The organism is Halomonas alkalisoli (assembly GCF_021412585.1).
GTDB classification, from domain to species: Bacteria; Pseudomonadota; Gammaproteobacteria; order Pseudomonadales; family Halomonadaceae; genus Halomonas; species Halomonas alkalisoli.
This window is the reverse complement of record NZ_JAKCMI010000007.1, coordinates 55588-77168: the sequence shown is the minus strand read 5'-3', so window position 1 is coordinate 77168 and position 21581 is coordinate 55588. Positions and strand designations below refer to the sequence as shown.

The window sequence follows — 21581 nt, the reverse complement described above, 5'->3', positions numbered from 1 at the left end:
TCGCCTCCACCTTCCAGGTGACTGGAAGGGTGAAGATGAACCGCCATGTGTTGAATCATGGCACTGCAAACCATCAGGAGAACGTGAGCAATGAACATCCGTCCCTTGCACGATCGCGTCGTCGTCCGTCGCGTTGAAGAAGAGCAAAAAACCGCTGGCGGCATCGTGCTTCCGGGCAATGCCCAGGAAAAGCCGACTCGTGGCGAAGTGCTCGCCGTCGGTAACGGCCGGATTCTCGACAGCGGCGATGTCCGCCCGCTGGACGTCAAGGTCGGCGATACCGTGATCTTCAAAGAAGGCTTCGGCGTAGAGAAGCAGAAGATCGATGGTGAGGAAGTCCTGATCATGAGCGAGTCCGATATCCTCGCCGTTGTCGTAGGCTGAGCCGCTCCTGCTCTTACCCTCCTTATTCCATACGACGTTCACGAACTCACAGGAAGTAGCAAAAAATGACAGCGAAACAAGTCAAGTTCTCCGATGACGCCCGCAAGCGCATGGCCCGTGGCGTTGACATCCTGGCCAACGCCGTAAAAGCCACCCTGGGCCCGAAGGGTCGCAACGTGGTTCTCGAGAAGTCCTTCGGCGCACCGACCGTGACCAAGGACGGCGTCTCCGTCGCCAAGGAAATCGAACTCAAGGACCGCTTCGAGAACATGGGCGCCCAGATGGTCAAGGAAGTCGCTTCCAAGACCTCCGACGTCGCCGGTGACGGCACCACCACCGCTACCGTGCTGGCCCAGTCCATCGTGACCGAGGGCATGAAGGGCGTGACAGCGGGCATGAACCCGATGGACCTGAAGCGCGGCATCGACCAGGCGGTCATCGCTGCGGTCAAGGAAATCAAGAACCTGGCAGTGCCCTGCACCGAGCGCAAGTCCATTGCCCAGGTCGGCACCATCTCCGCCAACGGCGACGCCCGTATCGGTGAGATCATTGCCGAAGCGATGGAGAAGGTCGGCAAGGAAGGCGTCATCACCGTCGACGAAGGCCGTGGCCTGGAAGACGAGCTGGAAGTGGTCGAAGGCATGCAGTTCGACCGCGGCTACCTCTCGCCCTACTTCGTGACCAACCAGGACACCATGGCGGTCGAGCTGGAAGACCCCTACCTGCTGCTGGTCGACAAGAAGATCTCCAACATCCGCGAACTGCTGCCGGTGCTGGAATCCGTCGCCAAGGCCGGCAAGCCGCTGGCCATCATCGCCGAAGACATCGAAGGCGAAGCGCTGGCCACCCTAGTGGTCAACACCATGCGCGGCATCGTCAAGGTCGCCGCCGCCAAGGCACCCGGCTTCGGCGATCGTCGCAAGGCCATGCTGCAGGATATCGCCATCCTGACCAACGGCACCGTGATCTCCGAGGAAGTGGGTCTGACCCTCGAGCAGGCCACGCTGGATCACCTGGGCAGCGCCAAGCGCATCACCATGTCCAAGGAAAACACCACTATCATCGATGGTGCCGGTGGCGAGGGTGATATCGAAGCCCGCGTCAACCAGATCCGCGCCCAGATCGAAGATACCTCCTCCGACTACGATCGCGAGAAGCTTCAGGAGCGTGTCGCCAAGCTGGCCGGCGGCGTTGCCGTCATCCGCGTCGGTGCCGCCACCGAAGTGGAAATGAAGGAGAAGAAGGCCCGCGTCGAAGACGCCCTGCACTCCACTCGCGCCGCCGTCGAGGAAGGCGTCGTACCTGGCGGTGGTACCGCTCTGGTCCGCGTGCTGACCAAGATCAAGGACCTCCAGGGCGACAACGTCGACCAGACCCACGGTATCGCCATCGCCCTGCGCGCCATGGAGTCGCCGCTGCGTCAGATCGTGACCAACGCCGGCCAGGAAGCCTCCGTGATCCTCAACGAGGTGAAGGCTGGCGAAGGCAACTTCGGCTACAACGCCCAGACCGGCGAGTACGGCGACCTGTTCGAGATGGGTGTCCTCGACCCGGCCAAGGTGACCCGCTCTGCCCTGCAGTCCGCCGGCTCCGTGGCAGGTCTGATGATCACCACCGAGTGCATGATCGCCGACGACCCGGAAGAGAAGGACTCCGCTCCGGACATGGGCGGCATGGGTGGCATGGGCGGCATGATGTAATCACCCCCTGACCTACCAGGCACCTGCCTGATCGACCCCCGCTGGGATACCGGCGGGGGTTTTTTATTGCGCCATCAGGACAGCTCCAGGCCCGCGAAACCGGCGTTGGCCACCGCCTCGCAGTGTTGTCGGTACTCGCGCGCACCGGCCGCGTAGATGGTGGCAACGCGCGGTTTGCCCGGGGTGTTGGCGCCGAAGAACCAGGAATCCCTCATCGCCGCCAGCACGGACGCGTCGGCCACATCAAGGACATGCTGGGTCCACTCCTCCTCGGCGGCAGGGGTCGGCACGACGCGCGTGGCCCCCTGGTATCGCATCTGCTCGATGCAACGCACGATCCAATCGACGTTCTGCTCGATGCAGCGTCCCGCGTTACAGAGTGCCGCGGCATTATGCGGGCCGTTGACGATGAACAGGTTGGGAAAGCCGCTGACGAGCAGACCGAGGAACGTCTTCGGCCCCGCCTGCCACTTCTCGGCCAGCGACAGGCCGCCGGCTCCGCGGATATCGATCCGGCTCAACGAACCGGTACCGGCATCGAAGCCGGTGGCGTAGACGATCACGTCGAGCGGATGCTCATCCCGCGAGGTACGAATGCCTCCCGGCGTAATCCTCTCGATGGGCGTCTCCCGCAGATCCACCAGGGCGACGTTGCCGCGGTTGTAGGTTTCGTAATAGCCGTTCTCCAACGGCACGCGCTTCGTGCCGAAAGGATGGCGGGGTAGCAGCCGTCGGGCGGTCTCGGGGTCGTGGATACGCGCCTGGATCTTGCGGCGCAGGAAATCGCAGGCGTGCTCATTCACTTCGAAGCTCATCATCAGGTCGGCAAAATTGCCGAACCAGAAGGCGAAGCCGGCCTTCTGCCAGAGCTCCTCGAACTTGGCTTCCCGTTCGGCAGCGGAAACCGCCAGCCCGGAGCGGGGATCGAAGGTGTGAATGAACCCGCCGTAGGACTCGCGGCAGGTGGCCAGGATCCGTGTCCAGTCCCGACGGATCTCGCGGCGGTCGGCATCCGTCAGCGGCCGGTTGCGCTGGGGAATACAGTAGGTGGGGGTGCGCTGAAATACCGTCAGGTGTGCGACGTCAGGCGCGATGGTCTGGATCACCTGCACCCCCGAGGCGCCGGTGCCGATGACCCCGACGCGCTTGCCGCCCAGTTCCACGCCGGCCGGCCATCTCGCGGTATGAAAGCTCTCGCCCGAAAAGTCGCTCATCCCCGGGTAGTCAGGCAGCTGTGGCACCGACAAGGTCCCTGTCGCAGCGATCAGGTAGCGCGCGGTCACGCGCTCGCCAGTGCCGGTTTCGATCCGCCAGAGCGCCTCAGCCTCGTCAAACGTTGCGGCAAGCACAGGCGTGCCGAGCCGTAGGTGCCGGCGCAGGCCGAAGCGGTCGACCACGTGGCGAAGGTAGCGGGCAATATCGGGCTGGGTCGGGAAGAGTTCCTGCCACTCCCAATCCCGGAGCAAGGCATCGGAGAACGAGAAACCGTAGGTATGGATCTCCGAATCGACCCGCGCGCCGGGATAGCGATTCCAATGCCAGACGCCCCCCACCTCGCTGCCGCCCTCATACACCCGCGCGCGCAGCCCCATCCGGTTGAGTCGTTCCAACGCACAGATGCCCGACAGGCCGGCCCCGATGATGACGGCATCCAGGGCCGCGGCCCCCTGGCGCGGCGCGGATTGGGGTGGCCGCGACGCGGACTGTGAGGCGAAGAGCCCGGGCGGTTCGGGATCGAGTTCGGTGCACCGCCAGACGCTTGTCGGAACGATGCCGGCGGTTCCCAGGCATTGGGTAACGCCATGGGTGTCACCGCCCTCCACCAGGCAGATCAGCCGGCCATGATGTCGGGACAGGAAAGTTCGGATGACCACCGCACCGGCCGTTGCCAGGGCGTCAAGGAGCGCACTCGTCGTCGGCGCGATGTCGCTCGGGTCGAGCCCATCGAGAGTGAGTCCTTCGAGAGACAGCTCCACCAGGACACGGTCGCTAGCAACGGTGGGCGACTCCGTGACCGCTGCGCCCGTCGCCTCCGCCGGCCAGACCGGGGTTCCGGCCGCACCCTGCTGGCGCAGCACCAGGCGTACGGACTCCGCGTCCGCGGCCTGGTACCAGCAGAGCATGCGCGTGCCGTCGTCCGCCAGGTAACACCGCCGCCAGCGTACCCGGTGGAGTGTCAGACAGGCATGGATCGCCAGCCGCCGCAGACCGTCACGATCGAGCGGCGCCAACAGGGGAAGGATCGAAATGAAGTCGTTCATCCGGGCAGAGTGGCTGGCGGAGGGGTGTCTAGCATCTTGCTCCGTCGCAACGGGCGAGGCAAGCACGCCGAATAGCGTAGAATGTTCCCTTCCAGGCGTCATACGCCGATCTTTCAACTTGCCTTTTTCCCCGTGCCCCTATGCTTGCCAATATTCGTGTCGTTCTCGTCCAGACCTACCACCCCGGCAATATCGGCGCCTCGGCGCGGGCCATGAAGACCATGGGCCTGACCGACCTGGTGCTGGTCAATCCCCGCTGCTTTCCTGATACCGAAGCCTCGCGGCTCGCGGCGGGAGCCGAGGATGTGATCGACAGCGCCCGAGTGGTCACCTCGCTGAAAGAAGCGGTTTCCGACTGCGTGCAGGTCGTGGGCGCCAGCGCACGCCTGCGCAGCCTGCCGCTGCCCCACTTCGACGAGCCCGAGGCGATGGCACGCGAGCTGGTCAGCCACGCCGCCAGCGACCCGGTGGCATTGGTATTCGGCCGGGAGCGCTTCGGCTTGACCAACGACGAGATCCGCTGCTGCAGCCATCAGGTCAGCATTCCCGCCAATCCCGACTATGGCATCCTCAATCTCGCCCAGGCGGTACAGGTGCTGGCCTACGAGACGCTCAAGGCGTGGCGCCAGCGACCCGAGAGCCAGTATCGCCAGCCGCGTCCCGCCGAGGAACGCCAGCCCACCCGGGAGCAGCTGGAGCACTTCCATGAGCACCTGGGTCGTGTCATGCGGCAGAGCGGTTTCTTGACGCAGCCTCACGCCCGTACCGAAACCCAGCTTCAGGCGCTCTTCGCACGCGCCCAGCCCAGCCGCAAGGAGCTCTCGCTGCTGCGCGGCCTGCTCAGGTCGCTGGAACCCGATGCGCCGGAGCCCTCCGACACAGGCCGATCATAGTAGCGCCAACGGCGATCGCCACCTAAACTCCTAGGGCTGGCATCACACACCTTTCATCTCCTTGTTGCTACGTTGTCATCCAGGTGAGTGATAAAGGCTGTGTCCCCCGACGGGGACGGGCAATGGATACTGCTGAGTGATGCGACACGGATGCGAGCGGGCAGGAAGCCTGCCAGGGAGTGGTTCGGCATCCCGAGGATGCCCAGGGAGGACATGCGCCACGGGCTTTCCCGTGGCGTTCTTTATATTGGATATTGGCACACCATCATCTGGCTGGCCGATTTATTGTGCGCAAGGCATATTGTCAGAAATTGCCGTGTCAGCGCCATCTCAGGCCCGCCCTCAGACGTTACGGCAGCGTTTCCCAACCCGGCACACCGCGGCGAATCCGGCGTGAAAAGGCCGGGTCGTCGTGGGCCTGACGCGCCCGTTCGACGATATTCCCCTGATCCTGCAGCTCGGTCAGCGAGTAGCCTTGCCATAGACCGCCCATCGCGAAGGCGTAATCGGGCAGCCTGTCGGTGACCAGTATCCGGTAGTCCAGCGGCAGCCCGGCACCGATACGGCGTGCCATGGCAAATACCAGGGTGCTGCAGTTGGCGGTGATCGTATTGTAGAAACGAGGATGCTCGTGAAGATGATTTGCCTCATCCACATAGGCGAGCAGCAGCGAGCGCATGGTGTGCCGCGGCATGGCGATACGAAACAGCCGCACCTGTTCGCCACGCACATTGCTGCGCAGGCGCACGGCATCGCGTTCGTCGCTGGCCACGATCGCCAACTCATACTGGCGGAAGAAACCGCCGAGCTCGGAGAAGCGTTCGCCTCGCTGGCGCCGCACCTCCACCGAGAAGACCACGAAGGCGTCGCCTCCGAAGCCGAAGGAGACCATCACGTGGGCGATCCCGGGACGCCCCCAGCTGGACACGATCATGTCGACGGAGTCCAGCTGCTCGAGGTCATAGTGACGACGCTCCCAGCAAACCGTTGCGTCGTCGCGGGTACGCCAGTCGAAGTTACGGACATGATGCAGGGTCAGGCGGTTGCCCTCGACCTCACCGGTCGCCAGGTGCACCACATCGTCGGCCCAGGAGCGGTCATGGGAAGGCCGCAGCCGGAACCACCAGGTCATGAGTACCGCCAGCAGCAGCAGCTGTCCAACCGGCGCCGACCAGTCGCGGCGAACCGTGACGGACTCCTCCACCCCCAGCACGACCAGGCCAAGGGTCAGCAGGCCCCATAGCACCAGGGTGACCTGGCGCCACGGCGAGGGCAGCTCGAGCCGAAACCAGAGGGCTGCCAGCCCCCACAGCATGCCCAGCGTCAGCAGCGTGAAAAGCGCGATCCATACGATTGCCTGTGCCATTTCGGTCCATCTTGTTCAGGTAGTCGCAAGGTAGCACGTTACACACTGAATGGAATCGCCCCGGGGCGTCAGGCGAACCCTGACGCCCCGCTCAGGGCTGGGTCAGCCAGTCGCGAAAGGCCGGCAGGTCATCGCCCAGGTCACCGCGGGTGACACGCCGGTACAGCCGTTGCAGCCGGGCGGTCACGGAGTCATTGGCGATCGGCAAGCCCGGCTTCGGCGCGCCGACCCTGCCGCCGATATGACGCCCATCGAGCTCACGCAGGGGCAGAATCTCGGCGGCGGTACCGGTGACGAAGGCTTCATCGGCGGTATAGAGTTCGTCACGAGTGATGCGACGCTCGCGCACCTCGATGCCCAGCACCTCACGGGCCAGCCGGATCACGCTGTCCCGGGTGATGCCCTGCAGGCAGGAGGTGATCTCGGGCGTATGCAGCACGCCGTCGCGCAGCAGGAAGACGTTGGCCGCCGAGGCCTCGGCGACATAGCCCTCCGGGTCGAGCATGATCGCTTCGTCGAACCCCGCCTTCACCGCCGTATTGAGCGCCAGCATCGAATTGACGTAGTGGCCGTTGGTCTTGGCGCGGCAGAGGCTGATGTTGACATGATGCCGGGCCCAGGAGGAGGTCAGCGCGCGCAGGCCGATGGCGGCGGCTTCCGCCGAGATGTAGTCGCCCAGGTCCCAGGCCGCCACCATGACATGAACCGTCAGCCCCTTGGCCCGCAACCCCAGCCCCTCGGCGCCGAAGTAGACCGTCGGCTTGAGGTAGGCGTTGCTCAGGCCGTTGCGGGTCAGGCACTGTCGCTGCGCCTCGATCAGGTCGTCGTCGGTGAAGGGCATCGCCATGTCCAGGGCATGGGCGCTGTCCAGCAGACGCCGGGTGTGCTCGGCGACGCGGAACAGATGCGTGCCGCCAGGGCCCTGGTAGGCACGCACGCCTTCGAAGCAGCCCATGCCGTAGTGCAGGGTATGGGTCAGCATATGGGTGCGGGCATCGCGCCAGGGCAGCCACTCGCCGTCGTGCCAGATCCAGCCGTCACGGTCGTATAGGGGGGTCATAGTGGTGCCGCCTTCATCCAGCCTTCCCTCCAGCTGTCGATCAGCGCTCGCTGATGTGGCTGCAGGGACTGGTAGCCCCAGGCAGCGATCTCGTCGTTCTGCGGGTCGGAGACGGAGATCCGGCTTCCCGCGAGTGCCTGGATCACGGCATGGCCGCATAGCGGCGCGTAGCCTTCCGAATAGCCCCCTTCGTGGATCATCACCAGCCGGTTCTCGCTGATGCGGGTGGCAAGGGCACAGACCTGCTGCGTCATGGCCGCGAACGCCGAGCTGTTGAGCAGCATCTTGCCCAGCGGGTCCTTGCCGCAGGCGTCAAAGCCACAGGCCACCACGATCAGGTCCGGGGCGAAACCGCCGATGGCGGGCAGCACCAGCTCCTGCATGGCATAGCGGTAGGCGCCGATACCGGAACCCGGCGGCATCGGCAGGTTGAGGTTGGCGCCGTGCCCTGCCCCCTCCCCCAGCTCCTCGAAGAAGCCGGTGTCGAGCGGATAGTTGCCAGCCTGATGGATCGATATCGTGAGAACGTCCGGATCGTCGTAGAAGGCTGCCTGCTGCCCGTTGCCGTGGTGCACGTCCCAGTCGAGTATCGCCACGCGCTGCACCTGCCCCAGGGCGCGGGCCCGCATGACCGCCACCGGAATATTACCCAGCAGACAGAAGCCGCGCCCGCGGTCCGCCTCGGCGTGATGCCCCGGAGGGCGACACAGCGCATAGGCATTCTTCAGCTCACCGGTCGCCACCGCCTCCACCGCGGCAATGGCCAGGCCGGCCGAGTGCTGCGCCGCCGCCAGGCTGCCCGGCATGTAGGGGGCGGCTTCGCCGGCATCGCCGCCCCGGGCCTGGTCGCCGCCCTCCAGCTCGTCGAGGTAGCGTGCGGTATGAAAGCGCAACAGATCCTCCCGGGAAGCCGCCGGCGGCTTGCGCACCTCGAGCTCATCGATCAGGCCCGACACCTCGAGCAGGTTCTTCAGCCGGCGCTTGCTCTCGGGGCTCTCCGAGGCCGGCTGAGGTTGAAGATACTCCCCCCGGGACGAAAAGACGCCGATGGGCCCCGGGTCGTGCCAGAAGCAGCGCTCATGCCAGAAAAACCCCGTCCCTTTTCCTGCACTACTGCCTGCATTCATGCCTGCGCCTCCAACTGCTCCCAGACCTCGATGGCAGCGGCCAGGTCCTCGAGCGAAGCCCCCACCGACTTGAACACCGTGATGGCCTGGTCGGAGGAGCGTCCCGGCTGCCTGGCCAGCAGCAGCTCGGCCAGGTCGGCCCGAATCTCGTCGAAGTCGAAGGCCCCCTCGTCGATGGCCTGGAGGATATCGCCAGCCTCGCCCCTGGCGCCGGCGAAGGTGTCGACGAACACCTCGCCGCGGCGCAGGCACTCGCCATCGGTTTCCCGCATGTTGGGGCGGAAGGCGCCGATCAGGTCCAGATGGGTGCCGGCAGCGAGCCACTCGCCGCGAATCAGCGGCTCCGTGGAGAGCGTCACGCAGCTGATCAGGTCCGCTTCGCGGGCCGCCGACTCCAGGTCCGTCACCGCCTCGGTCTCGAACCGGTCGGCATACTCCGCTGCCAGCTTCTGTGCCTTCCCGGGGTTGCGCCCCCAGATGCGTACCCGCGTGATGGGGCGTACCGCGGCATGGGCCTCGATCACCATGGGTGCCAGCTTTCCGGTTCCCACCACCAACAGGGTCGAGGCATCCTGCCGGGCCAGTTCCCGTGCGGCAAGGGCCGAGGCGGCGGCGGTGCGACGACGCGTCAACTCACTGCCGTCCAGACAGGCCAGCGGACGCCCGTGGGTGCCTTCACTGAGGAAATAGACCCCGGAGATGGCCGGCAGGCCATGGTCGGCGTTCTGGGGGAAGACATTGACCATCTTCACCCCGATATAGCCGGCACGCTCCCAGGCCGGCATCAGCAGCATGGTGGCTTCACCATCGGGCCGGTGCATGGTGTGATGGTGGCGCGGCGGCGATTCCACGCCGGCACGAAAGGTCGTCGCCAGGCGCTCCACCAGTGCCGGCCAGGGCAGCGACGCCGCGACTTCCTCAGCGGATACGATGCGCATCTCAGGCCTCCGGTAGCGCCGCCACGACCATGATCTCGACCTTCCACTCGGGCTTGGCCAGCTTGGCCTCCAGGGCGGCACGAACCGGTGGCCGACCGGGCACCACCCAGGCGTCCCAGGCGGCATTCATCTGGTCGAACTCCGCCATGCTGGTCACCCAGATCTGGGCCGACAGCAGGTTCTCCTTGGAGGTGCCGGCCTGGCCCAGCAGTTCGTCGATGCGCGCCAGCACCTGCTCCGTCTGGCCGCGCATGTCGGCACTGGCGTCCTGTGGCACCTGGCCAGCCAGGTAGACGGTACCGTTGTGAATGGTGGCCTGGCTCATGCGAGTGTTGCTGTCGTGATAGCTGATGCTCATGTCATCTCTCTCTCGTGTCGTGTCGTGTTCGTATCGTCGTCGGTTTTTCGGTCGTATCGCCGGCGCTTTTCGGTCGGATAGATGGAATTCTCGTTCATGGTGGCCCGGCAGCTCAGCCGCCGGTAAAGCCGGTCATGAAGGCGGCCAGATTGGCGCCCAGGTACTCGGTGGGATAGCCCCCCTCCTGCACCAGCACGGTGGGCAAGGCGAGTGCCGCCAGGCACCGTCCCATGGCGTGGAAATCCTCGGTTTCCAGGGCCATACCGGCCAGGGGGTCGCCGCGATGGGCGTCGAGGCCCAACGCCACCACCAGCGCCTCGGGCCGAAATTCGTGCATCCGCCCGATGAGTTCATCCAGGGTGTCGAGAAAGACCTGGCCATCGCTGCCCAGCGGTAGCGGCAGGTTGACGTTGGCACCCAATCCCTCCCCCATGCCCTCCTCGTTGGCGCCGCCCCAGAAGAACGGGTAGAAATCGGCGGGATCGACATGAAGCGATCCGGTCCAGACATCCCCGCGGTAGTAGAAGATGTCCTGGGTACCGTTGCCGTGATGGAGGTCCACATCCAGGATGGCCACCCGGGAAAAGTGCTCGCGCAGCACGGTGGCGGCGAGTGCCGCGTTGTTCAGGAAGCAGAAACCGCCGGCCCGGTCCGGTCCGGCATGGTGGCCAGGAGGGCGACAAAGCGCGTAGGTGGTACCGTGACCGCTCAGTAGCGCTTCGGCTGCGGCCTGGGCCGTGGCGGCGCTGGCCAGGATACCGGCAAAGCTGTCGGCACCCACCGGACAGGCCATGTCATGCAGGTGCCAGCCGGCCTGCCCCACCGGATGACGCGGGTAGTGATGCCCGCCGCCGCAGGGGTGCACGTTGGGCGACACCAGCTCAGACGCACCGGGCAACTCGCGCCAGCGCCCATGAATGGTTTCGAGGAACGTCAGGTAGCGCGGCGTATGGATCCTTGCCAGGCGGCTGCGCAGCGTCGGGCTATCGGTCTCGGCGGGCGGGGTCAGTGAAAGCCCGACCGTCGCCAGTCCGCCGGCCAGCAGTTCCGCACGTACCGGCCCCTCCGGCGACGGGGTCGGCTGGCCACGCACCAGAAAGGTCGTCGGAGCATGCCGCTCCTGGTCAGGATGATAGAAGAACTTCATCGTTGGATCCTTGGCGAAGCGGTACTGGGCACGGATATCCCCCCTGGACCAGGCCGGGGAGAATGATGCTTTCTCTATAAGATTAGAACGTGTCGGTGGCCACTGCTTGCCCGAGACTGCCGAAGATTTGCCCCAGGCTGTTCAGTTACGCGACTGCCTGCCCTTGTCAGATGGCCGTTCGGGTACGGCGTACGGCGGAAGGGGTGACGTCGAAATGGCGCCGATAGGCGCGGGAAAAGCTGCCCTGGTCGCGAAAACCCACCAGGGAGGCGATATGCCCCAGGCTCAGATTGCTGTGCCGGACCAGCGTGCGGGCATGCTCGAGCCGGCGCCGCTGCACATAGGCCAGCGGCGTGGTGCCAAAGGTCTCGCGAAAACGGGCATGGAAGTGGCCGGGGCTGAGAGCACAGAGCCCCGCCAGTTCCTCGACTCGGATATCGTCGGCAAGATGGCGATCGATCCAGGTATTCAAGCGGCCCAGGTCGATCCGCTCGCTGGTCACGCGTAGCGGCGGATGGCCGTTACCAGCGATAGCCGGGCCCTGCTCCAGGCGAAGATCCAGGTGAAGATAGAGCGCCCTCAGCAGCAGCGCGGCGATCTCGCTGTGCAGCGCCGGGAACTGTTCAAGCTGGGCCATCAGTGTTGCCGCCAGCTGATTGAGGCGGGTCGGCACGGTAAAGAACTGCGGGCGCTCGAAGAGCCGCTGCATGGCATCGGCATCGCGCAGCGGCTCCAGGTCATCCAGGGCCACGTCCAGCACCAGCGTACGGTTCAGGCCATCGCCCTCGTACTCATGATGGTAGGAGCAGGGAATCAGGCAGCCACGGGCGCCGGTCACACGGTCCCCAGCTCCCTCGATTTCCAGCTCGGTGACGCCGCAGGTTGCCAGGATCAGCTGGTGATGCGTATGGGCATGGGCAACATGTTCATGCCCTAGGGTACAAGCACGCAGGTCGAGAATAGCCATGACGGTTTCTTGCGGTCCGTTTCATCGGGAATCGTTATTACCTTACTCCCCGGCAAACCGATGCGAAACCATCCTGCCTCACTCCCCGCTCACGCCGAAGTCAACTTCAGCAACGGCCCTTCTTGGCCTGCCCGGGAGGACAGAAGCGTGAGCCGTGGGAGTAGCCACCGTGACCGTCGTCGATGACCACCAGGGGCTGTGACTTGATGCGCGCCGGCTGGTAGCTGCACCCGGCCACCATCAGGGCCGCTATCAGCACGATGAAAAGCGTCAGCAGTGCACGAGACATGAGAGCCTCCTTATTTTGGGTGAGTCGAAGGCGGTATTCTAGCGAAGCATTTTCTACGCGATAGATGTGGCACGCTGGCAACAGGCTTGTCGCAAAATCGAGACTGGAAAGGTGCTGTAAGAACGGCCATAGTGCCATTTCATTAGTCTGCAAACAGGCCCTTTCCATGGACGCCCTTCGTCGTCACTCACTGCTGATCATTGTCGTGGGCAGCCTTGTCATCTCCCTGGCCATGGGCCTGCGTCATGGTTTCGGGCTGTTCCTGGAGCCGATGAGCAGCGAGCTGGGCTGGGGCCGTGAGGTATTCGCCTTCGCCCTGGCGCTGCAGAACCTGATCTGGGGGCTGGCTCAGCCTTTCACCGGGGCGCTGGCCGACCGCTTCGGCGCCGCCCGGGTGGTGGTGACCGGCGGTGCGCTCTATGCGCTGGGGCTGGCGTTCATGGGGCTATCGGAGACGGCGCTGGGCATGTCGCTCTCCGCCGGCTTATTGATCGGCCTGGGGCTTTCCGGCACCACCTTCTCGGTGATCCTCGGCGCCGTGGGCCGAGCCGTGGCGCCCGAGAAGCGCAGCATGGCCATGGGGATCGTCAGCGCCGCCGGCTCGTTCGGCCAATTCGCCATGCTGCCGGGCACCCTGGGGCTGCTGGGCTGGCTCGGCTGGTCCGCCGCACTGCTGGCCATGGGCGCGCTGGCGGCAATGATGGTGCCGCTGGGCGGCATGCTGCGCGATCGCCCCTCGGCCCGCCTGAGCAGCGACCTCTCGCTGCGCGCCGCACTGGACGAGGCCGCCGGCCAGCGCGGGTTCTGGCTGCTCTGCCTGGGCTTCTTCGTCTGCGGCTTTCAGGTGGTATTCATCGGCGTGCACCTGCCGGGCTACCTGTTCGACAACGGCCTCGCCGTACAGGTGGGCAGTACCGTTCTGGCGCTGGTGGGGTTGTTCAATATCTTCGGCACCTATGCCGCCGGCTGGCTGGGGGGCATCTACTCAAAGCCGCGGCTGCTGAGCTGGCTCTACCTGACCCGGGGCGCCGTGATTACCGCCTTCGTGTTCCTGCCCCTGAGCCCCGCCAGCGCCTACCTGTTCGGCATTGCCATGGGGCTACTGTGGCTTTCCACCGTACCGCTGACCAACGGCATCGTTGCCTCGGTGTTCGGCGTGCGCCACCTCTCCATGCTGGGCGGCATCGTCTTCCTGTTCCACCAGCTAGGCTCGTTCATGGGCGTATGGATGGGAGGCTACCTCTACGACCTCACCGGCCACTATGATGTGGTATGGAAGATCGCCATCCTGCTCTCGGTCGTCGCGGCCCTGCTGCACTGGTTCATCAGCGAGGCGCCGGTCAATCGGCCCAAGCCCACGGAGGTCCAGGCATGACCCAAACGCTTTTGTTCAAGCTGGTGGCCACGGTAGCAATCACGGGCGCCCTGGCCCTGGCCTGGTGGGGCTGGCAGACCGCCGACGCCTCGCTGCTGCTGCTCGGTACGCGGCTGTGTTGAGCCTTTCTGGCCTCGCAGCTTGAAGGCTCGCCATACGCCGAAGCGCCCATGCCGGACGGCATGGGCGCTTCGCCTTGTACCCGCTGCCGCCTTGTGACGATCGCGTTACCGCGACTTCTCTAGACTTGCAGCAAGACCTGACAGCTAAGGAAGCGCTGAATAAATTGACGAGCATGTTCAAGCGCAAGGCGCACGGAGCACAGGAACCGGAGCATATGGGGTATATGTGAGGATTCCGCGCACCGCGCAACGCAGCGATTGATCTGCGCAGGCATTTATTCAGTGTTTCCCTAACGCTTACGTATAAAACTTCGGCAACCTGCGCCGGGCGCGCTTGCTCGCGGCCGCCTTGGCCCGAGGCGGGCGTGGGCTGTCCCAGATGGTCAGGAAACGCTCGCTGATGGACGCCGTGTCGGTTTCGGCTTCGCCTTTGGCTTCGTTCGTGTCGCGACGGCTGACCAGGGGCAGGTCCCAGATGGTGTTGAAACGCAATGTCGTCATGGTGTCGTTGCGGTCCTTGGTGAACCGCCTCCAGTAAATTTGTGGAATAATTTTTCATATTATCCACCTTATTATACTTTAGTTCAACATTCCTCTCTTTCGGGCCTGGCTGCCCGATAGGAAAATTGCGCTGCACCGCATATACTGCGATGCAGCATGCACGACAATGCATAAATGGCGGCGCCAGAAAGACAAAGGAGGTGGCATGCACAAGGAAGAACGCGCGCACAGCGAGCCGGTCCGGAAAGACGGCGGCTCCCACGGCGCAGAGAGGAAGCCCGACGGGCTGCCGGGCGGGGAGGACATGGCATGACCGGCATTCTGGCCATCGTGGTCGCATTGACCCTGCTCATGTACCTGGCCTACCGCGGCCTTAGCCTGCTGATCCTGGCCCCGGCACTCGCCGCCCTGGTGGCGCTGGTATCGGTGGATACCCCGCTGCTGGCGAGCTACACCCAGGTATTCATGGGCTCGGCGGGGGGATTCATCGTCAGCTACTTCCCGCTGTTCCTGCTGGGGGCGATCTTCGGCAAGCTGATGGAGGATTCCGGCAGCGCCGAGGTACTGGCCAGCGCCATCGTCGAACGCCTTGGAGACAGCCGGGCCATCCTGGCCGTGGTGCTCTCCTGCGCGGTGATGACCTACGGCGGCGTGTCGCTGTTCGTGGTGGCCTTCGCCGTGTTCCCCATCGCCGCAGCACTGTTTCGCAAGGCCGACCTGCCCAAGCGGCTGATCCCCGGCACCATCGCCCTGGGCGCCTTCACCTTCACCATGACCGCCCTGCCCGGCACGCCGGCGATCCAGAACGCCATACCGATGCCCTTCTTCGGTACCTCGCCCTTCGCCGCACCGGGGCTTGGCATCATGACCGGGCTGGTGATGCTGGGCCTGGGCCAGGCCTGGCTGACCTACCGCGCCAGGCAGGCCCGCACGGCCGGCGAAGGCTACGGCGAGCAGGAAACCGCGCCCAGCCTGCACGATCACTTGCGTGAGCGAGCCGCCGGCGAAGGCTTCGACCTGGCCGAGGTCGAGCCTCAGCCGCGCAGCGGGCTGCCTCCCCTGCCATTGGCGCTGCTGCCGATCGTGATGGTGATCGCGCTGAACCTGCTGTTCACCGCGGTGATCATCCCGGCCATGGACACCGGCTACCTCTCCGATCCGGCCTATGGTGCCACCAGCATCGAGTCGGTGCGCGGCGTCTGGTCGGTCATCGCCGCCCTGGTGCTCTCGATCCTGCTGTTGATTGCGCTGAACTGGCAGCGATTGCAGAACCTGACCGCGTCGCTGGACAGTGGCGCCAACGCCTCGCTGCTGCCGATCTTCAACACGGCCAGCCTGGTCGGGTTCGGCTCGGTGATCGCCTCGCTGGCGGCCTTCGAGGCCATCAGTGCCTGGGTGACCACCGCCGGCGGCGACAACCCGCTGATCTCGCTGGCCCTCGCGGTGAACCTGCTGGCCGGCATGACCGGCTCCGCCTCGGGCGGCATGAGTATCGCCCTGTCCACCCTTGGCGACACCTACCTGGCCATGGGCCAGGCGGCCGGCATCTCACCCGACCTGCTGCACCGGGTCACGGCGGTGGCCACCGGCGGGCTGGATGCCCTGCCCCACAACGGCGCGGTGATCACGCTGCTTTCGATCTGTGGGCTGACGCATCGCAAGGCATACCTGGACATCGCCGCGGTGGCCGTTGTCGGACCGATCATCTCCCTGATCCTGCTGATCATCGTCGGCTCGCTGGTCGGGTCGTTCTAGGCGGCGCGGCGGTCATTCATTTCCTGGCTGGCTTCCGCTTGCCAGCCTGGGCGCGCTGGGCGGCAGCGAACGAGCGATGCGCCCTGTGACTCAGGTAGGATCGGGGCGCGCGGGGTTCCTCGGCTTGTCCTTGCGTAGGGCCAGCACACCACTGCCGATCAGCATGCCCAACGTGATCACGCCGGCCGCCAGGGCCAGCAGCGGCGTGGCCTCCGCATAGCCGGCAAGGATCAATACCCCAGTGGAGAGCAGCGGCGTGGCGTAGGCCAAAAGCCCCAGCAGGTGCAGGTCGCCGTGCTTGACGCCGATGTCCCAGGTGAAGAAGGCACTGCCCACCGGCCCAAGTCCGAGCCCGATCACGCCCACCCATTCGATGCCCTGGGGCCAGCGCATCGCTTCGAACAAGCCATGGCAGACGAAGGCCAGCAGCGCAGTGGCCAGGCAGAAGCCACCCACCGCCGCCGTGGGCACCGCCTTCTTGGCCCGTGACAGCACGGAGTAGCCGCTCCAGACCAGGGCACAGGCGAAGGCAGCGCCGTAGCCCAGCGCGCTGCCCCCGCCACCCAGGTCGGCGCCAATCAGCAGCGCTGCCCCGGCGAAGCCCAGCAGCCCGCCGACCACATGCCTGGCCAGCAGGCGCTCCCCCGGCAGCAGGCCGACGAACAGCACGATGAGCAGCGGCCACAGATAGCTGATCAACCCCGCGTTGGCCGGCGGCGCATTCTGCTGGGCGACGAAATAGAGCGCGTGATAGCCGAACAGCCCGCCGACGCCCAGCGCCCAGACCGAAGGGGCCTGGCGCAGCGGCGCGATGAAGGACTCGCCTCGCCCAAGGCTCCAAGCCAGAAAGCAGAGGAAGGCGATGCCGAATGCCAGGCCGGTGAGCAGGAACGGCGGCACCGGCCCCGAAAGCTGGGTCAGGGTGGCGAGCAGCGCCCAGTTGAGAACGGTGGTGGCCCCGATGGCCGTGGCCTGTCGTCGGGTCAGGATGGACATGATGAGACCTCGTCAGCGTTATCGAGGCCACAGCATCTGCTTCAGGTTGCGGCGCGGCTTGTCGAATCCTGACCTCTTTCCGAGGTACCGCCCGAGGTCACCAGCCGCCGCCATTCGCTCGGCGAGACGTCATGCTGCTTGCGAAAGCTGCGCGAGAAGTGGGCACTGTCGGCAAAGCCGCAGGCCAGGGCCACCTCGGTGAGCGAGACGCCGCCGACCTGAAGCAGCTCGCGGGCTCGCGCCAGGCGCTGCCGTACCAGCCACTCATGGGGCGACAGGCCGGTCAGGGCGCGAAACTGCCGGGCAAAGACAGCCTCGGCCAGATGGCAGCGCCCTGCCATTTCGGCAACGCGCCATGGATGCGCCAGGTCGGCACGCACGGCGGGCAGCAACTCGAGCAGTTTCAGCCGCGGCGGTATAGCGCACCGGCCACCGGCCGCCAGTGCCAACTCAAGCCAGTGGAGCAGCGCCGGTCCGGCCGTGCCAAGCTCTTCTCCATGGGCCACCAGCGTCTCTCCCTGGGCCGCCAGCGGCTCGGGCAAGCGCCTCGCCTGCGTGTCGAAGAGCCGCTCCAGGCCCAGCGCCTCGCACCAGGCTTCAGACAGGTCGAGGACCAGCACACGGTTGTCGCCCGGCGCCAGGTAGTGGTGCACGTCGCCGCTCGCCACCGGGGTCAGCACACCGCGGGTGAGGTGCGTCAAGCGCCCTGCCGACTCCAGCTCCAGGGCACCATCGAGCCCCAGCAACAGCTGGTGAAAACCGTGTCGGTCGGTCAAGACGCGATCGGGATAGGTTCGCATTTCGATGACGGGACTTTCCACGATGGCAGTATCCACTCTCGGGCTAGGCATTGTCTGAAAAGTCGGCGAGCGCAGCCAGTTTTCGGACAATGCCTAGAACCACCGTCTGCGCTTGAACCAGATGACCATGCCGATGGCAGCGGCGAGCATCACACCCCACACAACAGGATAGCCCCAATACCAGCCCAGCTCAGGCATGGCAAAGGGGCTGGTCGGGTGCTCGAAATTCATGCCATAGACGCCGGCAATAAAGGTCAACGGCATGAAGACGGTGGCGATGATGGTCAGGGTACGCATGCTCTCGTTGAGCCGGTGACTCATGCTGGAGAGATAGACGTCGAGCAGGCTCGCCGTCATGTCGCGATAGCTCTCCACCAGATCCATCACCTGCACGGTATGGTCGTAGACATCGCGCATCCACATGCGCGTATCCGCCGTGAACAGGTCGTCGTGGTCGCGCAGCAGCTGGTTGATGACCTCGCGGGTGGGCCATAGGTAGCGGCGCAGCATGATCAGTTCGCGCTTCAGGCCATGCAGCAGCTCCAGCGTCGAGCTGTCGGGGCGGTTGAGGATCTCCATTTCCAGTTCCTCGATGCGCTCGCCGATCCCGTCCAGCACCGGAAATGCATGGTCCACGGCGGCATCGAGCAGGCCATAGAGCAGGTCGTCCGGCTCCCCCAGGGCGCGTCCGCCGCGCTCCTTGAGCCGGCGACGCACCTCGGCGAAAGGATCCAGGCTCTCCGTCATGACGCTGGCGACCATATTGCCGCCCATGAACAGGGTCAGCTGGTAGAGGTGCAGCCTGCCCTCGTCATCCACCTCGGGTATGCCGAGAATGACCACCAGCGACTCATCGAAGCGTTCGACCTTGGGGCGCTGGCCGCCATTGAGTATGTCCTCCTGGGCCAGCGGATGCAGACCCACCCGATCGCCGAGCCGTTCCAGCTCCTCGGCGGTGGGCATGCCCTGCACGTGCAGCCAGTAGAGCGCCGCCTCGCCCGACGCCTCGGGAATCGCCTCGGAGAGGACTTCCTGCATCTGGCCCCAGCGGCCGGCATCGCGGCGCGCCAGGGAGAACCTGGCCGGCCCGTGCAGGGCCGCCTGCTCCATCGATAGCTCGCGCAGGGTACCCGGGGCGGTCCCGGCCGGGTGATAGTGCTTCCTGAACAGTCGGGTCATGGTAGACATCCTGGCAATTCGGCAAGCCAATAGTGGCATGAGCTGACCAATTTATCTGGCCAATTGGCGAACCAGCGTGCCCATCTGGCAGCTGCGTCCTGGCTGATCTTCGGGCTACTCTATTTCGGCCGCATGGTGTCGGAGCAAGGACGTGGCAGGTGGTGACGGCAAGTGATCTGGTGCCTGTCAGCCGCTTGAGCCATAGTGTCGGTTAGTCCCCAGAACGAACTCGGAACGCCATGCTGCCCATCCAAGGGATCGATCATCTGGTACTGCGCATCCGCGACACCGACGCCATGCTCGCCTTCTACTGCGGGGTGCTGGGCTGCACCCTGGAAAAGCATCAGGTAGCGATTGGCCTGATCCAACTGCGTGCCGGACACAGCCTGATCGACCTGGTACCCGTGGAAGGCCCGCTGGGGCAACGTGGCGGCGCAGCCCCCGGAAGCGAGGGGCGCAATCTCGATCACTTCTGCCTGCGCCTGGAGCCCTTTGACGAAGGGGCGATTCGCCGATACCTTGCCACTCATGGCATCGAGGCCGGTGAACTCAAGCAACGCTACGGCGCCGAAGGCCCGGGCCCCTCGATCTATCTCGAAGACCCCGAAGGCAATACCATCGAACTCAAGGGGCCACCCACCTGAGCGTCAGCATCGCCCTTGTCGCGCCGTCGTTCTGATGTACAGAAAACATCAGAGCGCACAAGAAACTGTAGAGCGCCGCACTACCGGCGTTATCAAGTTTGAACGAACAGCACGTCAGTTCCTTACCCCCTGCAGCCACGCCATCACGAGGTCCGCCATGGCCTCGTCGTCAAGCCCCTGCGCCTCCAGCGATGCCCAGGTGGTAAACGCCAGGGCATGACGCAGCGTGGTGGTCGGTAGCGAATCCTCCGCCCCCCCGAAACCCTTGCCGATCGTCTCGCCCAGCGCATTCAACTGGCTGCGAAAACTCTTCATAGGCTCCTGTAGCGCCGGCACCTTGGGCTCGTCGCGAACGGCGGCCCGCCACATGCGCTGGGTCTCGCGATAGTAGCGATAGAAGGCCAGCAGCGCGGCGCGGGCTTGGCTCTGCCCCGCCTCGTGGGAGGCCCAGGCGGCAGGATCCGGTGGCGGGTTCAGCTCGAGCCAGTGTCTGGTGCAGGCCTCGAAGACCGCAGTCTCGTCCGGAAAGTGACGATAGACGGTCAGGCGCTGCACACCGGCCCGTTGGGCGATGGCGCTGATAGTGGTGGCACTCGGACCGACCTCCTCATGCAGCGCCATCGTCGCTTCGACGATGCGCAGGCGAGTCTCTTCGCGGTCGGCGGCGCGTTTGCGTTGGGTATAACGACGTGTCTTGGCCATTCAGTGAACATACATGTTCACTTAACTCTTGACAAGCGCTACGGGTCGGGTTTTCACTTGTCGAGTGAACAGCCGTGTTCACTGGAAAATGACCAAGACCTCGGAGCCCGACGATGACCGACAATAATCCCATGATGCTGACCACCCGGGAGACCGGAAACGACTGGCGTGTGCTACCCGCCTTCCTGCCGTTGCCCGGCATGGGCGGCCTAACGATAAACGCCTTCCTGCATAAAGGCCGGGAACCGCTACTGGTAGACACAGGGCTTGCCGCGCTCGGCGATGCCTTCCTCGACGCTCTCGAGGCGGAGATCGACCTTCGCGACCTGCGTTGGATCTGGCTGAGCCATACCGATGCCGACCACATCGGCAACCTTGTCCGGATACTGCAACGAGCCCCGCAAGCCAGGGTCGTCACCAACTTCCTGGGCATGGGCAAGATGGGCCTGCTAGGCCTCGACACCAGTCGTGTGCACTTGCTGGAACCCGGTGCACGGCTATCTCTGGGCGACCGCGAGCTGGTGCCGCTGCGCCCCCCGTATTACGACGCGCCGGAAACACTCGGCTTCCTCGATACCCGCTCGCGCACCCTGTTCGCCGCCGACAGCTTCGGTGCCCTGCTTCCCGAACCGGCGGAAAACGTAGCGGAAATCGAGGCGCAGACCCTGCGTGACGGACTGGTGACCTGGTCATCGATCGACGCACCCTGGCTGGCCATGGCCGATCGCGACGCCCTGGGCCGATCGCTGCATGCCCTGGAGCGCCTGGCGCCGACCACGGTGCTCTCCGGCCACCTGCCGGTCGCCGAAGGAAACCTCTCGATGCTCACGGCGCTGGTACACGAGGCTTGGTGCCTGGCCCCTGCCACCGAGGCCGACCCTCAGATGCTCGAGGCCGTGGCAGAGGCATTGGATGACAGCCTGGCTACGCGGCTGCAGGCATGATGCGGCGCAGGTACGAGTGCCTTCATGGCATTTCCCACGACGAAACAGGCCCGGCGCCATAAGGCGCCGGGCT

General features: G+C 65.2%; 22 protein-coding genes. 8 read left to right on the top strand and 14 right to left on the bottom strand.

What is annotated here, in order from left to right:
• Positions 1-90 precede the first annotated feature (90 nt).
• Both LY622_RS00930 and groL read left to right on the top strand, forming a co-directional pair.
• Positions 91-384 carry a co-chaperone GroES gene (locus tag LY622_RS00930; protein ID WP_114478983.1) on the top strand — a complete coding sequence of 98 codons (294 nt, stop codon included), beginning with the start codon at positions 91-93 and terminating at the stop codon, positions 382-384.
• Positions 385-449: 65 nt separating this feature from the next.
• A complete protein-coding gene (gene groL / locus LY622_RS00925) occupies positions 450-2084 on the top strand; it encodes a chaperonin GroEL (RefSeq protein ID WP_234289172.1) in 1635 nt (544 codons plus the stop codon).
• 74 nt (positions 2085-2158) lie between these two features.
• On the opposite strand, the gene LY622_RS00920 is transcribed toward groL, so the two are convergent.
• A complete protein-coding gene (locus LY622_RS00920; protein WP_234289171.1) occupies positions 2159-4345 on the bottom strand; it encodes an NAD(P)-binding domain-containing protein in 2187 nt (728 codons plus the stop codon).
• A 140-nt stretch (positions 4346-4485) separates the two neighbouring features.
• On the opposite strand from LY622_RS00920, the gene LY622_RS00915 reads away from it, so the two are divergent.
• Complete coding sequence (locus LY622_RS00915; protein WP_234289170.1) at positions 4486-5238, top strand: RNA methyltransferase; 753 nt, start codon at positions 4486-4488, stop codon at positions 5236-5238.
• A gap of 349 nt (positions 5239-5587) precedes the next feature.
• Here the strand turns inward: LY622_RS00915 and LY622_RS00910 are convergent, their stop codons facing one another.
• The 8 genes from LY622_RS00910 to LY622_RS00875 form a co-directional block, all read right to left on the bottom strand.
• Entirely contained in the window at positions 5588-6604 is a 1017-nt protein-coding gene (locus LY622_RS00910; protein WP_234289169.1) for an Lnb N-terminal periplasmic domain-containing protein, read from the bottom strand.
• Between the two features lie 91 nt (positions 6605-6695).
• Positions 6696-7664 carry a branched-chain amino acid transaminase gene (locus LY622_RS00905; protein ID WP_234289168.1) on the bottom strand — a complete coding sequence of 323 codons (969 nt, stop codon included), beginning with the start codon at positions 7662-7664 and terminating at the stop codon, positions 6696-6698.
• Positions 7661-8791: a class II histone deacetylase gene (locus tag LY622_RS00900; protein WP_234289167.1), complete on the bottom strand. Its 1131-nt coding sequence runs from the start codon at positions 8789-8791 to the stop codon at positions 7661-7663. Before LY622_RS00900 ends, LY622_RS00905 begins: the two co-directional genes overlap by 4 nt.
• A complete protein-coding gene (lhpI, locus tag LY622_RS00895) occupies positions 8788-9729 on the bottom strand; it encodes a bifunctional Delta(1)-pyrroline-2-carboxylate/Delta(1)-piperideine-2-carboxylate reductase (protein WP_234289166.1) in 942 nt (313 codons plus the stop codon). The genes LY622_RS00900 and lhpI overlap by 4 nt, the downstream gene beginning before the upstream one ends.
• 1 nt (position 9730) lies before the next feature.
• Positions 9731-10087, bottom strand: coding sequence for a RidA family protein (locus LY622_RS00890; RefSeq protein ID WP_234279591.1), 357 nt, complete (start codon positions 10085-10087; stop codon positions 9731-9733).
• A gap of 112 nt (positions 10088-10199) precedes the next feature.
• The gene (locus LY622_RS00885; RefSeq protein ID WP_234289165.1) at positions 10200-11234 is read right to left on the bottom strand and encodes a histone deacetylase family protein; all 1035 of its coding nucleotides are present in this window, start codon (positions 11232-11234) and stop codon (positions 10200-10202) included.
• Positions 11235-11400: 166 nt separating this feature from the next.
• A complete protein-coding gene (locus LY622_RS00880) occupies positions 11401-12201 on the bottom strand; it encodes an AraC family transcriptional regulator (RefSeq protein ID WP_234289164.1) in 801 nt (266 codons plus the stop codon).
• 106 nt (positions 12202-12307) lie between these two features.
• Positions 12308-12490 carry a hypothetical protein gene (locus LY622_RS00875; RefSeq protein ID WP_234279594.1) on the bottom strand — a complete coding sequence of 61 codons (183 nt, stop codon included), beginning with the start codon at positions 12488-12490 and terminating at the stop codon, positions 12308-12310.
• Positions 12491-12656: 166 nt separating this feature from the next.
• On the opposite strand from LY622_RS00875, the gene LY622_RS00870 reads away from it, so the two are divergent.
• Together LY622_RS00870 and LY622_RS22435 are read left to right on the top strand one after the other, a co-directional pair.
• Positions 12657-13865: an MFS transporter gene (locus LY622_RS00870; RefSeq protein WP_234289163.1), complete on the top strand. Its 1209-nt coding sequence runs from the start codon at positions 12657-12659 to the stop codon at positions 13863-13865.
• Positions 13862-13987: a hypothetical protein gene (locus LY622_RS22435; protein WP_255761696.1), complete on the top strand. Its 126-nt coding sequence runs from the start codon at positions 13862-13864 to the stop codon at positions 13985-13987. Before LY622_RS00870 ends, LY622_RS22435 begins: the two co-directional genes overlap by 4 nt.
• Positions 13988-14284: 297 nt before the next feature.
• On the opposite strand, the gene LY622_RS00865 is transcribed toward LY622_RS22435, so the two are convergent.
• Positions 14285-14488 (bottom strand): hypothetical protein, encoded by a 204-nt coding sequence (locus LY622_RS00865; RefSeq protein ID WP_234289162.1) that lies wholly within the window; start codon positions 14486-14488, stop codon positions 14285-14287.
• 309 nt (positions 14489-14797) lie between these two features.
• Here LY622_RS00865 and LY622_RS00860 point away from each other — a divergent pair, with 309 nt between their 5' ends.
• Complete coding sequence (locus LY622_RS00860) at positions 14798-16243, top strand: GntP family permease (protein WP_234289161.1); 1446 nt, start codon at positions 14798-14800, stop codon at positions 16241-16243.
• 90 nt (positions 16244-16333) lie between these two features.
• On the opposite strand, the gene yddG is transcribed toward LY622_RS00860, so the two are convergent.
• The 3 genes from yddG to corA all read right to left on the bottom strand — a co-directional run bounded on the left by yddG (position 16334) and on the right by corA (position 19218).
• Entirely contained in the window at positions 16334-17239 is a 906-nt protein-coding gene (yddG, locus tag LY622_RS00855; RefSeq protein WP_234289160.1) for an aromatic amino acid exporter YddG, read from the bottom strand.
• A 41-nt stretch (positions 17240-17280) separates the two neighbouring features.
• Positions 17281-18060, bottom strand: coding sequence for an AraC family transcriptional regulator (locus tag LY622_RS00850; protein WP_234289159.1), 780 nt, complete (start codon positions 18058-18060; stop codon positions 17281-17283).
• A gap of 72 nt (positions 18061-18132) precedes the next feature.
• Positions 18133-19218, bottom strand: coding sequence for a magnesium/cobalt transporter CorA (corA, locus tag LY622_RS00845; RefSeq protein WP_234289158.1), 1086 nt, complete (start codon positions 19216-19218; stop codon positions 18133-18135).
• A gap of 239 nt (positions 19219-19457) precedes the next feature.
• Between corA and LY622_RS00840 the strand changes: the two genes are divergently transcribed.
• Positions 19458-19862, top strand: coding sequence for a VOC family protein (locus tag LY622_RS00840; protein WP_234289157.1), 405 nt, complete (start codon positions 19458-19460; stop codon positions 19860-19862).
• A gap of 114 nt (positions 19863-19976) precedes the next feature.
• Here the strand turns inward: LY622_RS00840 and LY622_RS00835 are convergent, their stop codons facing one another.
• The gene (locus LY622_RS00835; RefSeq protein WP_234289156.1) at positions 19977-20564 is read right to left on the bottom strand and encodes a TetR/AcrR family transcriptional regulator; all 588 of its coding nucleotides are present in this window, start codon (positions 20562-20564) and stop codon (positions 19977-19979) included.
• Between the two features lie 113 nt (positions 20565-20677).
• Here LY622_RS00835 and LY622_RS00830 point away from each other — a divergent pair, with 113 nt between their 5' ends.
• On the top strand, positions 20678-21508 hold the full coding sequence (locus LY622_RS00830; RefSeq protein ID WP_234289155.1) for an oxygen-binding di-iron domain-containing protein: 831 nt from the start codon (positions 20678-20680) through the stop codon (positions 21506-21508).
• Positions 21509-21581: the final 73 nt, after the last annotated feature.